Source organism: Deltaproteobacteria bacterium (assembly GCA_016218975.1).
Classification (GTDB): domain Bacteria; phylum Desulfobacterota; class Deferrimicrobia; order Deferrimicrobiales; family Deferrimicrobiaceae; genus JAENIX01.
Genome location: JACRCO010000080.1, coordinates 1 through 15,752 on the forward strand (window position 1 = coordinate 1; position 15,752 = coordinate 15,752).

13 protein-coding genes are annotated in these 15,752 nt (G+C 62.6%); all 13 read right to left on the reverse strand.

From position 1 onward, the window contains the following. Positions 1–291 precede the first annotated feature (291 nt). Complete coding sequence (locus HY896_11685; GenBank protein MBI5577009.1) at positions 292–1,323, reverse strand: integron integrase; 1,032 nt, start codon at positions 1,321–1,323, stop codon at positions 292–294. 109 nt (positions 1,324–1,432) lie between these two features. Beyond that, entirely contained in the window at positions 1,433–3,175 is a 1,743-nt protein-coding gene (locus HY896_11690) for a radical SAM protein (protein MBI5577010.1), read from the reverse strand. Between the two features lie 53 nt (positions 3,176–3,228). Next, positions 3,229–4,407, reverse strand: a complete 1,179-nt coding sequence (ftsZ, locus tag HY896_11695; GenBank protein ID MBI5577011.1) for a cell division protein FtsZ — start codon at positions 4,405–4,407, stop codon at positions 3,229–3,231. A gap of 25 nt (positions 4,408–4,432) precedes the next feature. Further along, positions 4,433–5,662: a cell division protein FtsA gene (ftsA, locus tag HY896_11700; GenBank protein MBI5577012.1), complete on the reverse strand. Its 1,230-nt coding sequence runs from the start codon at positions 5,660–5,662 to the stop codon at positions 4,433–4,435. Next, a complete protein-coding gene (locus tag HY896_11705) occupies positions 5,663–6,502 on the reverse strand; it encodes an FtsQ-type POTRA domain-containing protein (protein ID MBI5577013.1) in 840 nt (279 codons plus the stop codon). It abuts the gene before it with no gap. Beyond that, positions 6,503–7,438 carry a D-alanine--D-alanine ligase gene (locus tag HY896_11710; protein ID MBI5577014.1) on the reverse strand — a complete coding sequence of 312 codons (936 nt, stop codon included), beginning with the start codon at positions 7,436–7,438 and terminating at the stop codon, positions 6,503–6,505. Beyond that, positions 7,431–8,327, reverse strand: coding sequence for a UDP-N-acetylmuramate dehydrogenase (gene murB / locus HY896_11715; GenBank protein ID MBI5577015.1), 897 nt, complete (start codon positions 8,325–8,327; stop codon positions 7,431–7,433). The genes HY896_11710 and murB overlap by 8 nt, the downstream gene beginning before the upstream one ends. 22 nt (positions 8,328–8,349) lie before the next feature. Beyond that, the gene (locus HY896_11720) at positions 8,350–9,666 is read right to left on the reverse strand and encodes a UDP-N-acetylmuramate--L-alanine ligase (protein ID MBI5577016.1); all 1,317 of its coding nucleotides are present in this window, start codon (positions 9,664–9,666) and stop codon (positions 8,350–8,352) included. A gap of 43 nt (positions 9,667–9,709) precedes the next feature. Then, on the reverse strand, positions 9,710–10,816 hold the full coding sequence (murG, locus tag HY896_11725; protein MBI5577017.1) for an undecaprenyldiphospho-muramoylpentapeptide beta-N-acetylglucosaminyltransferase: 1,107 nt from the start codon (positions 10,814–10,816) through the stop codon (positions 9,710–9,712). Beyond that, complete coding sequence (ftsW, locus tag HY896_11730; protein ID MBI5577018.1) at positions 10,746–11,927, reverse strand: putative lipid II flippase FtsW; 1,182 nt, start codon at positions 11,925–11,927, stop codon at positions 10,746–10,748. The genes murG and ftsW overlap by 71 nt, the downstream gene beginning before the upstream one ends. Further along, complete coding sequence (gene murD / locus HY896_11735; protein ID MBI5577019.1) at positions 11,924–13,270, reverse strand: UDP-N-acetylmuramoyl-L-alanine--D-glutamate ligase; 1,347 nt, start codon at positions 13,268–13,270, stop codon at positions 11,924–11,926. Before murD ends, ftsW begins: the two co-directional genes overlap by 4 nt. A gap of 1 nt (position 13,271) precedes the next feature. Then, positions 13,272–14,348, reverse strand: coding sequence for a phospho-N-acetylmuramoyl-pentapeptide-transferase (locus HY896_11740; protein MBI5577020.1), 1,077 nt, complete (start codon positions 14,346–14,348; stop codon positions 13,272–13,274). Positions 14,349–14,354: 6 nt separating this feature from the next. Beyond that, a complete protein-coding gene (gene murF / locus HY896_11745; protein ID MBI5577021.1) occupies positions 14,355–15,752 on the reverse strand; it encodes a UDP-N-acetylmuramoyl-tripeptide--D-alanyl-D-alanine ligase in 1,398 nt (465 codons plus the stop codon).

Here is a 15,752-nt window from a genome sequence, read left to right on the forward strand (position 1 = left end):
CTTCGGGGGCTAAAACAATTTCATATCTCATTCTGGCCATAATATAGCCAGAATATGGCCAGATGTCAATTCCTTTTCAGCTTCGAGCGTGAACCTAACGAGGTTTAGACTGCCTATTTAAATCTATTGGAGACGGCGATGGGAGCCGGGATTGTTTGTTGAGTTGGGGTATTGATAAAGGGAATATTGTATTTTGGATCAATGAGATAGCGTGGGATGAGGGGAAGTGGAGTTGCGGTGAAAAGCGGCTTGGGAGCGTAGGAAAGGCGGAAGGGGAAAGGCGGCTTGAGATTATTCCATCCAGTCCGCCGGACTGCGGACGGCTTTTCCTCCCTTGTTCAGGACGTGGGTGTAGACCATCGTTGTGTTGACGTCCCGGTGACCGAGCAGTTCCTGGATTGTCCGGATATCGTACCCGTCCTCCAGGAGATGGGTAGCGAAAGAATGCCGGAAGGTATGACAAGAGACGTGCTTCTCTATCCCTGCCCGTTCGACCGCTTCCTTGACCGCGCGTTGAAGAACTGTTTCGTACAGATGGTGGCGGTATAGAAATCCCGTTTCGGGATCCTGGTATTGCCGCTGTGCGGGAAACACCCATTGCCACCCCCACTGACGGTTTGCGTCGGGATATTTCCTTGATAACGCTTCCGGCAGTTTAACGTAGCCTCCTCCACTTTTCAAATCTCGTTCATGCCTTAGTTTGACATCCTCAAGGTGGAGTTGCAGGCGCGTTTCCACGGCGGCAGGCAGAATCGTGACGCGATCACGGTTGCCCTTTCCCGCACGAATGGTGATCTGGCGGTAGCCGAAGTCGATGTCCTTCACGCGAAGTTGCAGGCATTCAAGGAGGCGAAGCCCCGCTCCATACATAAGCATTGCGGCTACCCACTTCGGCCCAACTAGGCGCGACAGGACCTTGCGGACTTCGTCGCGGCGCATGACCACCGGAAGGCGCTTCGGTTTTTTCGCGCGGGCCATCTCGTCGAGATATTCGAGCTTCTTTCCCAGGACGGGACCGTATAGAAAGAGAAGGGCGCTTAAAGCCTGATTCTGCGTTGCCGCCGCCACATCCTTACGCGTTGCCAGGTGCGACAGAAATTTTTCCACCTCTGATCCTCCCGCTTCCAGCGGGTCGACGAGGCAGTGATGTTTCATATATCGCGCGATCCAGCCGAGGTAGGCTTCCTCCGTCCTTCGGCTGTAATGGCGCCTCCGGATCTCGGCGCGAACCCGGTCGAGAAGCGGCGGGAGGCTGCTCGACAGATTATTCGCTGTCACGATTACGCGGGAATCGCCGTTCTTTTTGTCTGGCACGATTCGCATGCCCGGATTTTCCAGCAAATTCCGTTCCAAACCCAAGAAAAAAAACCGATAGACGAAATTAAATCGTTTGCCTCGGGAGGACGGACGGTCGCGAGCGGCTACGCGATCATTATCCCCCCAGGATCGACTCGTAACGTGCGCGGAGGATCTTTTTCGGCACGCCGCCTTCGACGATGTCCCAGGGGAAATACTCTATCGCACCTCTTTCACGATGGACGATATCATTCAGAGGAACGGCAAGGCGGTCAGGGGAAAGCTTGAGTCTTCCCTTTTTGGCGTGGCGAAGCGCCTGCTCCACCCGGCGGTCCGACAGCCCCAGGAAACCCTGGAGGATGGCCGACGATGGAGCCTCCGGCTCGATGCGCAGATTGGGAATCGACCGGATACCCGAAGCGATCTTCACCTTGCGTGATTTGAGTTCCCGCTCCGTTGTCATCGGCGCCCATTGAAGCGGCGTGAACGGCTTCGGCACAAAAGGAGAAAGCACCGCGCTGATGGTGCCCATTTTTCCCACTGCCTTGGATTCTTCAAGAGCCGCATTCCTGAATGCGCGAAGAAATTCGATGGTTCCGTATGTTTCTTCTTCCTCGCTTGCGCCGGGGACTCCAGACAGGAAATAGAGTTTGAAGGAGACGATCCCCGCCCGGATGAGAGTCCTTGCGGCGTCTATAAAAACGGCGTCCTTTACTCGCTTGCCGATCCGCGCGCGTAGCCGTTCGTCGCCGCACTCGGGAGCCAGCGCGACGGTGCGATGCCCGCTGGTTTTCAGGATCTCCGCGATTTCCTCGTCCACAAGGTCGGCGCGGATCGAAGCGGGAGACACCGCGCCGCCGCGGGCGAGTATATCATGTGAAAATTCCTTGAAGTGCCGCCAGTCGAGGACGGCCGCGCCTATCATCCCGATCCTGTTTCGATGGAGCCAAACCGCCTCAACGGCAGCCTGAATGAAGGGAAGGGGCATCTCGCGGAATTCGGGACAGGCGTGTGCAGCGGCGCAGAAGGAACACATCCTGGGGCAGCCGCGGGAGGTTTCCACAAGCGCCATTCTGCCCAGTTCTGCATCCTCGGAAAGAATAACGGGGACCGGCGGATACCCGGAGAGATCGATCTTCTCTCGGATGACCTTTTCGGGAAAACCGGGAATAGGTTTGAGGGAACGCAACCTGCCCGCAGCATACGCGTCTGCTTCTTTCCCGCCGAGCATCCGCAGCCTCGGATCCCCGGCGGAATCGTAGGACTTTTCGTATTCAGGAACATATCCTGCCGGGACAAATATTCCCGGAATTGCGGCAAGCTCTTTCAGATATGCCTTGTCGCCCGGGTGATGAGATCCTATGTCGAGGATAGCCTCCACCGCCCTTTCCCCGTCGCCGATCACAACGGCGTCGGCGAAGACTCCGGCGGGCTCCGGGTTGAGGGATGCGGCGAATCCACCGGCAAGTACAAGCGGTCGTGGATAGCCGCTGCCCTCGCGGTCTCTGCGGAAGGGGGCAATTCCTCCCGCGGCGAGGATTGCGGAAACGTTCGGCAGGTCGTTCTCGAAGGACAGGGAGAAGGCTACGATGTCGAACTCTTTCAGCGGTGCGCCGCTCTCCAGAGTGGAGAGGGGAAGCATACGCCGGGAGAGGATTTTCTCTTCAGCCGCGGAAGGCAGGAAGGCCCGCTCGCACAGGGCGTCGGGCCTTTCGTTGATGCGCGCGTGGATGGACAGGAAACCCAGGTTCGACATCCCCGCGGCGTACCGGTTCGGGAAGATAAGCGCGACGCTGAGCCGTCCGCCGTGCTCCTTCCGTTTCCCCCCCACCTCCCGGGAGAGGACGGCATCGTGGAGCTTGCGGATCTCCCAGGTCATGACATTCGTTGGGGGCGGCCCGGGCCGGTCCGCGGACAAACCGCCCGTCTGTCCTACTCTCCCCGGCGACGCAGGAACGTGGGAATCTCGAATTCGTCGAGGGCCTCCACCTCGCTCTCCTTGTCGATGACCGGAAGGTCCTCGAGCCGCTCCACCCGTTCCACCCTCTCCGGCGGCTTCTGCGGCGCGGCCCGCATGAAGGTCGGTTTTTCCAGGTCTTCCTTTCCCACGAGCTTGATCATCCGGCGCGGCCCCTTCCAGATGCTTTCCGCCACTCCCGGCTCGAACCCCGTGGCGATCACCGTCACCTTCAGTTCGTCCTCGATCGTCTCGTCGATGACGGTGCCGAAGATGATGTTCGCTTCCTCGTCGGCCTCCTGCTGGATGAGGCTTGCCGCCTCGTGAACCTCGCTCATCGAGAGGGACGGGCCCGCGGTGATGTTTATCAACACGCCCCGCGCCCCGCGGATGGAGACGTCTTCGAGAAGCGGGCTGGAGATCGCCTTCTCCGCCGCGGCGACCGCGCGGTTATGGCCGGACGCGCATCCCATGCCCATCAGCGCCACGCCCATCCCCGACATGATCGTCTTTACATCCGCGAAATCCAGGTTGATGTAGCCCGGCTTCGTCACCAGCTCGGAGATGCCGCGCACTGCGTGGAAGAGCACCTCGTCCACTCTGCGGAAGGCCTCCGTGAACCGCATGTCCTTACCTGCGATGAGGAGGAGCTTCTCGTTCGGAATGACGATGATCGTGTCGACGATCGACCGCAGGTCCTTTACGCCGATCTCCGCCTGGCGCCGCCGCGTGCTGCCCTCGAAGGCGAACGGACGCGTGACAACGCCGACAGTCAGCGCCCCGGCCTCCTTCGCAACCTCCGCCACGACGGGACCCGCGCCCGTGCCGGTGCCCCCGCCCAACCCCGCCGTGATGAACACCATATCGGCGCCGTTCAAGGATTCGCGCAGGAGGTCCCGGTCCTCGAGCGCCGCCTGCCGCCCGATCTCGGGATTGGCCCCCGCACCCCGTCCCTTGGTGAGCCGCGCTCCGAGCTGGATCTTCAGGGGGGCAAGGTTCCTCGAAAGGGCCTGGGCGTCCGTGTTGGCCGCGATGAACTCCACGCCGTTCAGGCCCTCTTCGATCATCGTGTTGATGGCGTTGCCGCCGCCGCCCCCCACGCCGAACACCTTTATTACGGCATGGACGCGGTTCTCCTCGATAAGCGTGAACATGAGCCCTTCCTCCTTATCGTTCGACTTAGATATGTTTCGTGAGGATGCGCTTCAGCCAATCCAGCCAGCCGCCGGCCCCCGGTTCCTCACCTTGAGCGGCGATCATGTCTGCCATATTCGCCCCGTAGAGCGCAAGCCCTACCGCCGTCGCGTATCCGGGGCTGCTGACGACTTCCACCAGCCCCCCGATTCCGATCGGCCCTCCCCGCCGCACCGGGAGCTGAAACACTCGCTCACCCAGCTCGACGAGCCCGTCCAGCAGGCAGCCTCCGCCCGTCAGCACGATGCCGGCCCCCAATGTCTCTTCGTATCCCGAGCGAAGTATTTCCTTCCTGAGGAGGGCGAATATCTCTTCCGCGCGCGGCTCGATGATCTCGCTTAAATACTGCCGGCGGATGGGCCGCGGTTGCCGCCCGCCAACACCGGGCAGTTCCACCAGTTCGTCCCGACGCACCTTCTGGATCATTGCGCTTCCGGATGCGATTTTTAAAGCCTCCGCGTCGGCCCACGGGATCTTTAGCCCGATCGCGACGTCCGAGGTAACGTTCGATCCCCCCAATGGAAGAACGAAGGTGTGGCGAAGCGCCTCCCCGTGGAAAATGGCCATCTCGACGGTTCCCGCACCGAAATCGAGGAGGACGACTCCGACTTCCCTCTCCTCGGGCGTCAGCACCGCGTTGGCTGAAACCAATGGCCCGAGCGCGATCTCGTCGACCGAAAGATCCGCTTTCTCCACACACTTGACCAGGTTTCGGGTGCTGGGAACGTCGTCGGTAACCACGTGAACGCGGGCGTCAAGGCGAATCCCTGCCACGCCTCGAGGGTCCTTTATCCCCCCGATGTCGTCCACGCTGAACTCCTGCGTCAGTACGTGCAGGATCTCCCGGTCGTTCGGAAGCTCCACCGCCTTGGCGAGTGCAAGAACCCGCGCCACGTCTTCCTCTGTCACCTCACGCTCGTTTCTCACGGAAATCGCGGCATGGCTGTTGAACGACTTGATCAGCGGACCGGAAACCCCCACAAAGGCGGATCCGATGGAAATGCCCGTCATCTTTTCCGCCTCGCCGACGCTATTACGGATCGAGCTGACCGTTGCGTCCACGTTGACCACCGCGCCCTTGCGCATCCCCTCCGTGGGGTTTTCGCCGGCGCCCAGGATCTCCAGGCCTTCCGGCCCCTTCTTCGCCACAACCGTGGCCACCTTGCTCGATCCGATGTCCAGTCCGACGATTACCGGTGTGGAGCCCGTATCCATTTATTCCCCCGGCCGCACGAAGATGCGGCCCGCTGTTTTCAGGTCGACGATACCGTTCGCCTGCCCGAGGTTGGCAAGTTTCGGCATCGCTTCCTCTATCCGCTGCATGGCCTCGCGGACTTCCATCGTTCCGATTTTCAGTTGCAGGCCGGAGTCCCTGGTCACGAGCGTGTATCCATCCTGGGCGTCGAAGTGGATCTCGGAGACATTCTGGCGAAGGGCGCCCGATTCGGTGGCGCGCAGCAACTCGAGCGTCCGCTTCAGGTTTCGTTGGGTGACCGCGTCGTTCGCCTTGAGATCGCCCTGCGAAAAACCGGTGAGGATGGGAAAGTTCTTCCGGTCGTAGGAGCTCAGCCGCTTGAAGATCTTCCCCTGCTCGTCGACGTAATAAAGCGCATCGAGGTTGATCATGGCGACGGGATGGCGCTCTTCGATTCGCACAACGAGCCGATCGGGAAAGGCCTTTCGCACCGCCACGCTTCGCACCCACGGATGTGTCTGCAGCCGCCGGCCAATGTCCTGTGAAGAGAGCGCCCAGATGTTCCCCTGAGGCACGCCCGAAAGCATCCCGGAGACCTCCTCACGCGTTACGTAGTCGCACCGGTTCAGGTCGATCTCTCGCACGGCGAACAGGCGGGAATGGCCCAGCCAGGAATAAACGGCCGCCCCTGCCGCGGTGACGAGGACCACGGCGAGGAGCGCCGCGGCGACGGGAAGCACCTGCCGGAATGTAAACCGGGTTTCCCGGGGATTCTTCTCCTTCCCCTTCTTTCTGGCGGCGTGTTTTTTTTTCCCACGCTTGCCGAGCGATTTCTTGTGATATGCCTTGTACTCGATCATCTACTTGGACAACCCCGCGTCGTCGAGGATTTCCAGCACGAGTTCGTCGAACGACAGCCCGTCGAACTTCGCAGCCTTCGGCAGCAGGCTCGTCTCCGTCATCCCCGGTATGGTGTTCGCCTCCAGGAAGAACAGGTTGTTCGCCGGGTCCACCCGGTAATCCAGGCGGGCCGCTCCCCGCAGCGTCAAGGCTGCCGCGGCTTTGCGGGTGTATTCCGCCGCCCGCGCGAGGATGTCGCGGTCCATGGGGACCGGGATCACGTAATCGGTTTGCCCAACGGTGTACTTCGACTTATAGTCGTAGAACCCTGATCCGGACTTCGGCACGATCTCTATCGCCGGGAGGACCTTCCCGTTCAGGATCCCCACCGTGATCTCCCTGCCGGGAATGTAGGCTTCGACCAGGATCCGGCTGTCGAATTTACGCGCATCGGCGATGGCCGGACCCCACTCCTCTTTCAGCCGGACAATGCTCACGCCGACCGTGGACCCCTCCCGATCGGGCTTGACGACAAAGGGGTATCCCATGCCCGGAGGCGGCGGCCCGTCCAGCATCTCCCCTTCGTAAACGACGTCTTGCGCGACGGGTACCCCTGCAGAGGCCGCCACGCGCTTGGCCAGGACCTTGCTCATCGAAAGTGCGGAGGCGAGCACTCCGGACCCCGTGTACGGAATCCCCGCAAGCTCGAACGCTCCCTGGATGCATCCGTCCTCGCCGAAGCGGCCGTGCAGGGCGATGAACGCCACATCCACGCCCGCGGTTCTGACCGCGGCGAGCCAATCTCCTCCGATGTCGATTTCCTTGACGGCGTACCCCTGCCTGCGGAGCGCCGAGGCCGCGGCCGCGCCCGTGCGGAGCGATACCTCCCGTTCGGAGGATTCCCCCCCAAGGAACACCCCTACCGTCCTTCCCTTGTACCGGCCTTTTTCAGGCATCGAAGACACCCCACAATTTGACTTCGAGCGCCAGCTCCACACCGGCCGTGGCCCGAACGGTCTGCCGGGCCCGATCGATGAGGCGCATGGCTTCCGCCGCGGAAGCCTGCCCCGCGTTGATCATGAAGTTGGCGTGTTTCTCCGAGAAGAGCGCGTCCCCTTCCCGCGCACCCTTCATGCCCGCCTGGTCCAGCAGCCGTGCGGCCTTCTCGCCTCCCCTTGGGTTGCGGAACGTGGAGCCGAAAGTCCGCGCCCCCCACGGCTGCGTGGCCCGGCGCTTTTCGTTGTAGATACGGATGCGATCGAACGACTCGTCCGAATTGCCGAAGGCCAGCCGGAAAGCTACACGGGATATGATTCCTCTCATGGGGAAATTCGCCTCGCGATAGCCGAAATGGATGTCGCGGGAGTCGAGCCGGACGAGCCTTCCATCCATGTCCACGATTTCCACCCATTCCGCCAGTTCGCCGATGGAGCGTCCGTACGCCCCCGCGTTCATCGATATTGCGCCGCCGACCGTTCCGGGTATCCCTGCCAGCTCCTCCGCTCCGGAGAGGCCCGAGAGCGCGCAGAGCACGGAGAAGCGAGGAAGCATCGTCCCGCCTTCTGCGACGACGGCCCCTCCGGGGGAGAAGATCATCTTCCCCATGTTTTTCTTCAGGCACATCACCGTCCCACGGATCCCACCGTCGTTTACCAGCAGGTTGCTCCCGGCGCCCAGGAATCGCACCTCACGTCCGTGCTGCCGCTCCGAGCGCAGGATTTCCTGGATCTCCTGGAGGGAGCGCGGGAAAACCATCCGCTCCGCGGCGCCGCCGATGCCCACAGTCGTGAAATCCCGAAGCTTCGCGCCGAAGACTTCCTCGATTCTTCCTCCCGCAGCCCGCATCCATCTCCCTTTCGCCCGGCCGTCAGCCGGAAAGGAGGCTCTCTCCCAGTTTCCAGACATCGCCCGCTCCCATTGTGAAAAAAATGTCCCCGGGGCAGAGCCTGGGGACTATCGTTCCCTGCGCCTCCACTGCCTTCCCTGCGTATACGGCCGCCTTGTGCCCGTGCTGCCCGATCGCCTCGCAGAGCCGCTCCCCCGTAGCGCCGGGGATCGGTTCCTCCCCCGCGGCATACACGTCGAAGACGAACAACAGGTCCGCGTTGTGGAACGCCGAGAGGAAATCGCGGAAAAGGCCGTGCGTCCGCGAAAAACGGTGTGGCTGGAACCCCACGACGATCCGGCGATCCGGCCACACTTCCCGCGCCGCGGCGAGCGTGGCGCGAATCTCCTCCGGGTGGTGGCCGTAGTCGTCGACGACCGTCACGCCGTTTTTCTCCCCCTTCACCTGGAACCGGCGCACGACGCCTCCGTATTCGGCAAGGCCGTCCCGGACCTTTTCGAAGGGGATCCCCAGCTCCATCGCGACCGCCAGTGCGGCCAGTGCGTTGCTCACGTTGTGCTTCCCGGGAGCCTTGAGCGCGACTTCTCCGAGCGGCTCCCCGCGGCGGAGAACCCTGAAACGGTTGTTCATCCCCTCGGGCACGACGCCGTCGGCCCGGTAATCCGCATGGGCGGAAAAGCCGTAAGTGACGGTAGTCTTTTCCACCGACGGGATCAGCTCCTGAACGTTCGGATGGTCTATGCACAACACCGCGAAGCCGTAAAAGGGGACCTTGTTGACGAAGTGGAGGAAGTTCTCCTTGATCTGCCCGATGCCCGTGTAAAAATCCAGGTGCTCGGGGTCGATGTTCGTCACCACGGCCACCGTAGGTGACAATTTGAGGAAGGAGCCGTCGCTTTCATCGGCCTCCGCGACGAGGAACTCGCCCTGCCCCAGCTTGGCGTTCGAGCCCAGGCTGTTCAGCTTGCCACCCACGACGGCGGTGGGATCCCATCCCGCGTGGGCAAGGACCGTCGCAACCATCGACGTGGTCGTCGTCTTGCCGTGCGTACCGGCGATCGCGATGCCGTACTTCATCCGCATCAGCTCGGAGAGCATCTCCGCGCGCGGAATGACGGGTATCTTCCTGCGATGCGCCTCCACGACCTCTGGGTTGTCCGGCTTGACGGCCGAGGAGTACACGACGACGTGCCCGTCCGACGGTACATTCCCGGCGGCGTGTCCGGTCCGTACCTCTGCGCCGAGCCTTTCCAGCCGCTCCGTAGTGTCGGAGCGACGAAGGTCCGAGCCGCTTACCCGGTAACCGAGATTCAGGAGGAGTTCCGCGATGCCGCTCATCCCGATGCCGCCGATACCGACGAAATGTATGTGCAGTCCCTTTCTATACACGGACGGCCTCTCCTTTTCCGATCCGCCGGAGCGCCGAGCGGACGATCCGCTCCGCCGCGTCGGGACGTGAAAACCCCGCGGCGGCGTCCCCCGCCGCGCCGCGGCTTTTGGGATCGAAGGCCCACGAAAGAAGGACGTCGAGGACCTTTTCCTCCGTGGCGTCGTCTTGCGCCATCCATACGCCGGCGCCGGTTGCGCAGAACTCCTCGGCATTCCGCTCCTGGTGCCGGTCGGCCGCGTGGGGGTACGGAATCAGGATGCAGGGCCGGCCGAAGAGGGCGGCCTCCGCGATGGAGAGAGCTCCCGCCCGCATTACGACCGCATGGCACAGGGCGAACACTTCCCCGATACGTTCGGTGAAGGAGAATGTCTCGACCTGAAGGCCCTCCTCGCGAACCGTCGCCGCCACCGCCTCGTGCTCCCCGGGGCCGGTCTGGAGCACGAATTTCACCGCGTGCCCTTCCCGCTTCACGCGACGGGCCATTTCCACCGCCAGCCTGCTGATCGCGCGGGCCCCTTGAGAGCCGCCCATGGCGAATACTATGAAAGCCTCCCCGGCGGCCGCCGGCGTCCCCGCCTGCCGCGCTGCGGCCACTTCCCGCCGTACTGGGTTCCCGGTGACCTCGGTCCTGCCTGCAGGAAAATATGGTGCTGCCCCTTCAAAACCGAGATACACGCGCCTCGCCATCTTTCCCAACATGCGGTTCGCCCTGCCCGGCACGGCGTTCTGCTCCTGGAGGAAAAGCGGGATGCGGGCAGCCGCCGCCGCGACGGCCACCGGCACGGAGGCGTAGCCGCCGACACCGAAGACCAGGTCCGGCCGCCGCCGCCCGAGGACTGAGAACGCAGCCGCGATCCCTTTCGCCATCCGCGCCATTCCAACCACCCCTCCCGCTCCCTTGCCCAACACCTGTCCCGCGGGGACGAAATCGATCTCGTAACCGCGTCCCGGAATGGCCCGCGCTTCGAGGCCGGACTCGGTCCCGACGAAGGAAACGGAACCGCCGGGGACCAGGTCGAGAAACGCTTCAGCCAGCGCTATCCCCGGAAAAACGTGTCCGCCGGTTCCCCCGCCCGCGATGGTCAGAGTCAGCGACAAACGTTTCCGCCCCTTTCATCGAGATGTTTATCAGCACGCCCACCGCCGCCATGTGGATTATGAGAGAGCTACCGCCGTAACTTATGAAAGGCAGCACCATCCCCTTGGGAGGCAGCATTTTCAACCCGACCATTATGTTCATCAGCGCCTGGATTCCGATAACCGACGCAATACCCATCGCAAGATACCTTCCGAACAGGTCACGCGCCCTTCGCGCTATCCGGAATCCGACGAACGCCATCGTCAGGAAACATGCCCCGACCGAGACGACCCCGGCAAAGCCCAGTTCCTCCCCGATGACGCAAAAGATGTAATCGGTGTGCAACTCCGGCAGGTAGTAAAGCTTCTGCCTGCCCGAGCCGAAACCCATGCCGAGAAAGCCGCCGTTGGAGAATGCGATCAGCGATTGAAGCACAGCGTATCCCGCCGTCTGCGCCTGGGAAACGGGATCGATGAAAGCCTTGAGCCTTGCCATGCGGTAAGGCTTCGCCGCGATCAGCAGGGCCGCGCCGGCCGCACACAGGCCCAAGGCCGCCGCCATGTACTTCCAGGGAAAACCCGCGACAAAAAGAAGCGCAAGGATCACAGTGCCGATGACCACCGCCATGCCGAAATCGGGCTGCTTCAGAATCACGGCAAGAAAGGCGAAAGTCACGGCCAGCGCCGGCATGGATACCTTCACCCAATCCTTGGGATTTTCCCCTTTACGGTCGACGCAGAATGCGGCAAATGCTATGAGGACGAACTTCGCAAGCTCCGAGGGCTGGAAAGTGAAGAAGCGTAGGTTGATCCAGCGGGCGGCCCCGTTCGCCTTGTGCCCGATCCCCGGGATGAAAACCATGATGAGAAGGAAAAATGCCGCCCCCAGGAAAATCCGGATGTGCCTGCGGTAATAGTCGTAGTCGATCCGGATCAGCAGGACCGCCAGCGACGCGCCCACTGCAAGGAAGAGGACCTGCCTCTTGAAAAAGTAGGCGGCGTCGTAGCCGAGCTTCGGGTTGGCGCCTGCGCTGACGGACGTGGCGCTGTAGACCATCACCATGCCCAGCAACGACAGGACCACGGTGCAGAAAAAGAGGACCAGGTTCTCGTGCCGCTTGCCGAAGTTCATGCCGGAAGCTCCCTGACCGCCTTTCGGAAAGCCTCGCCGCGCTCCTCGAAGTTCCTGAACTGGTCGAAACTCGAACATGCAGGTGAAAGGATCGCTACGTCCCCCGGCCGCGCCAGCGTATCAGCCAGACGGACCGCCTCGTCCAGTGATTCCACGCATGAAAGGGGCGCCGCGCCCCCGAGTTCCTTCGACATTCTTCCTCGCGCCTGCCCGAAAAGGACCGCCGCCCGCGCCTTCCGCCGCAGCGGCTCGCGCAGCGGGAGGAAATCGATCCCCTTGTCCTTTCCGCCCGCGATCAGCACCACGGGTTCCGAAAACCCCTCGAGGCATTTGAGCACGGCTCCGACGTTCGTCCCCTTGGAATCGTTGAACCAGGAGACGCCGCGCACCTGCCGGACGAACTCCACGCGGTGCGGCAGGCCCGGAAAAGACGCAAGGACTTCCCTGACGGCGTTCGGCGAAACACCCATGCGGCGCGCCGCCGCGATCGCCGCCATGGCGTTCTCCACGTTCTGCGCTCCGCGGATCTTGAGAAGCGCGCGGGGGTACCTTTCCTCCTTCCCGCCGCCGCGGTACACCATCTCGTCGCCTTCGAGGCACACGCCTTCGGACAGGCGCTTCGTCAGGGAGAAGGGAACCTTTTCCGCACGTATATTTGCAACACGCCGGGAAACTTCAGGATCGTCGGCGTTGAAGACAGCCGCATCCGAGGGGCCCTGGTTCCGGAAGACGGCCATCTTCACGTCCGCGTAGGCGTCGAAGTCCCGGTACCGGTCGCTGTGATCCTCGGTGAGGTTCAGCAGGACCGCGACCTTCGGCCGGAATGTGTCTATCGTCTCGAGCTGGAAGCTCGACGCCTCCACCACACCCCAGTCGTACGGCGCACCGGCCGCGGCGGAAAACGGCGTCCCCAGGTTCCCGCCGACGAACACGCCGGGAAACCCGCGCGACGCCATCTCCCCCACCAGCGTCGTCACGGTGGACTTTCCGTTTGTCCCGGTGACGGCCGTCACGCTCCCGCGGAAATACCTGTAAGCCAGCTCCAGCTCACCCCATACCGGCGCGTTTTTCCGGCGCAGCGATTCCCCGGGGAGCTTCTCCCGGGGAACGCCCGGAGAGAGCACCACGAGATCCGCCCGGGCCGCTTCCCCTTCGCCCATCCGCCCGCGATCGAAGGCGATGCTCGCGGGTATTACCGTTCCAAGCGACCTCTCCACGTCCGGCTTCGGACGTTCGTCCAGAAGCGTCACGACAGCTCCTTCCCGCAGCAGTAGAAAGGCGGCGGCCATCCCGGACGAACCGGCCCCGACAACGAAGACGTTCTTGCCCGCGAGAGTTTCCATCTCATCGGATCTTCAGCGTGCTGATAGCCAGCAGCGCAAGGATGATCGAAATTATCCAGAACCGCACGATGATCTTCGGCTCCGCCCAACCTTTCAGCTCGAAGTGATGATGGACGGGGGCCATTCGGAAGATCCGCTTCCGCGTGGTCTTGAAGAAGTACACCTGCAGGATCACCGATACGGCCTCCATGACGAAAACCCCGCCGACCAGCGCCAGCACGATCTCCTGTTTCACCATGACGGCCACCGCGCCCAGCGCAGCTCCCAGCGACAGGGAACCGGTGTCCCCCATGAACACCTGCGCCGGGTAAGTGTTGTACCAGAGGAATCCGATGCCGGCACCCGCCATCGCGCCGCAGAAGATCGTCAGTTCTCCCGCGCCCGGCACGTACTGTATCTGGAGGTAGTTGGCGATCTTTATGTGGCCCGCAAGATACGCGAAGAGCATGTAGGTCCCCGCGGAGATGATCGACGGCCCGATGGCGAGCCCGTCGAGGCCGTCCGTCAGGTTCACCGCGTTGGAAGCCCCCACGATCACGAAGATGACGAACGGAATGTATAAGTACCCGAGGCTCGGATTGAGCTTCTTGAAAAAAGGTATGCTCACCTTGTCCTGGAATCCGATGTCCAGGTAGATGAGCGATGCCGCGATCGCCGCAAGAAGAATCTGGCACAGGAACTTCGCACGGGGGGAAAGCCCCTTCGAATCCTTCTTGACGACTTTCCGGTAGTCGTCCACGAAACCGATCGTCCCGAATCCCACGGTCACGAATACGGCGATCCAGATGTAGGGGTTCCCGAGGTTCGCCCATAAAAGCGTCGGGATGACGGTGGCCAGCACGATGAGCAGACCGCCCATCGTAGGCGTCCCTTCCTTGGCGAGATGGCTCTCCGGACCGTCCCGCCGGATCGTCTGGCCGATCTGGTGGGACCCCAGTTCCCGTATCAGCCAGGGCCCGATCACGAAGCAGAGAAGAAGCGCCGTGATCGCCGCGTAGATCGTGCGGAAAGTGATGTAGCGGAAGACGTTGAAAAACGAATAATCCGCGTGAAGCGGAAAAAGCAGGTGGTACAGCATCGTTGTTTATGTCCATTCCCTTTCGATCTCGTTGGCGATCGTCTCTAGCCGCATCCCGCGCGACCCCTTGACCAGGACGACGTCCCCTTCCCGGATAGCTCCGAGGACCATGTCTTTCAATCGATCCCGGTCGCCGGTATGCGACACCTTCCCGGGATCCATCCCTCCCTCGACCGCCCCCCGCGCGATATGCGCCGCCGCTTCCCCGAACGTGAAAAGAAGGTCTACGGAAGAGGCCGAGGCGAGGTGTCCTATCCGGAAGTGGGATGCGGGCGAAGCCTCACCCAGCTCCAGCATATCTCCCAATACGGCCACGCAGCGGCGGTTTCCGTGAAGCAATCGCAGGCTCCGCAACGCCGCCTCCGTCGATGCAGGGTTGGCGTTGTACGTGTCGTCCAGCAGAAGGCCGCCGCCCCGCAGAGCGACCGAATGGAACCGTCCCCGCACGGGGGAGAAGGCGGAGAATCCGCCTGATAGTTCCTCGGGGCGCGCTCCGAGGACGTAGGCCGCCGCCGTTGCCGCAAGCGCGTTCATAAGGTGATGCTCCCCGGTCACCGGAAGCGCGGAGGTGAATTCCCCCGACGGGGTCCGAACGGCGATCCGCATTCCGCGGTCGTCCATGGAAATGATGCGGCCCGAGAACTCGTTGAGCGCCACGCCGAAATAGATCTTCCGGGCCTTGCAGCGGCCCGCTTCCCTGACGACCCGCAGATCGGTCGCGTTCACAACCGCGGTGCCGGTTTCGGCAAGGGCGCGGTAAAGGTCCCCCTTCTCGCGCGCAACGCCTTCGAGGGTCCCAAGCCCCTGCAGGTGCGCCGGGGCGATGTTCGTTATGACGCCTATGTCGGGTGCTGCGATCGCAGCGAGACGTGTGATCTCTCCGGGCTGGTTCGTTCCCATTTCCATCACGGCCGCGTCGTGCTTCTCGGACAGCTCGAGCAGCGCAAGCGGCATGCCGATCAGGTTGTTCCGATTCCCCGGGTTCCGCAGCACGTTTCTGCCCGGCGCGAGGAGTCCCGAGAGCATCTCTTTTGTCGAAGTCTTCCCCGAACTCCCGGTAATTCCCACGATGGGGATCCTGCGCAGCCGCCGGCGGTGCGCGTGGGCCAGGTCGCCCAGCGCTTCTACGGCGTTGCGGACGACGAAAACCGGTTTACCTGCGAGGATCTCCGCCGGAACCTTCGCGGCCCCTTCCTCCGACACTATGGCCGCCAGCGCTCCTTTTCCGAAGACCTCCCCGACGAAGGTCGCGCCGTCCACCCGTTCCCCATGCAGGGCGACGAAGAGGCCTCCCGGCGTGATCTCCCGGCTGTCGGCCGAAACCGCCCCTATAGGCGTGCGCGCAGGGAATGAACCGCCCGCCCGGAGAGGATGTACCGCCCCTACAACTTCTTCGAGCGTCAT